Genomic DNA, 608 nt, shown 5'->3' on the forward strand with positions numbered 1-608 from the left:
CCACCGGGTCCTGCGCCATCCGCTCGCCCCCGGCGGCGAGCAGCAGCTCCACCGCCTCCTCCGGGCGCACCGCGTCCAGCCGCAGATGCTCCGCCCCGTCGAGGGCGGCGGCCCGGCGGCGTCCGGTGATGATCACCGAGCCCTCCGTGACGGCCTGGAGCAGCGGCCGTATCTGCTGCTCGGACGCGGCGTCGTCCAGGATGAGCAGCATCCGGCGCCCGTGCAGGGCCCGCCGCAGCCGGTCGGTCAGCTCCTCCGGGTCGGTGAGCGGGACGCCGGGGACGTCGTCGGTGAGTCGGCGCAGCAGGGCCGCGCCCGCCTGCGCGGCACTCAGGGGACGCCCCTGCGGGCCGCGCAGCCCGAGCAGCAGCCCGCCGTCGGGGAACAGGTCCGCCGTGCGGTGCGCGAGCCGCAGCGCCAGCGCGGTCTTGCCGACCCCGGCCGGCCCGGAGACGGCGAGCACCCGTACCGCCGGCCGGCCGAATCCACCGCGCAGCGCCCGTTCCCCGTACGCCAGTTCCTCGTCACGGCCGACGAAGCCGGGCGGCGCCGCGGGCAGCGCCGGGGGCGGGCCGGGCAGGGGCCGCGGCCCGTCGGCCGGTGCCGCC

General features: G+C 79.6%; 1 protein-coding gene. It reads right to left on the reverse strand.

What is annotated here, in order from left to right:
* On the reverse strand, positions 1-608 hold a 608-nt coding region (locus tag M8J73_RS44390), incomplete at both ends, for an NB-ARC domain-containing protein (protein ID WP_249829922.1).

The organism is Streptomyces neyagawaensis (assembly GCF_023516595.1).
GTDB classification, from domain to species: Bacteria; Actinomycetota; Actinomycetes; order Streptomycetales; family Streptomycetaceae; genus Streptomyces; species Streptomyces neyagawaensis.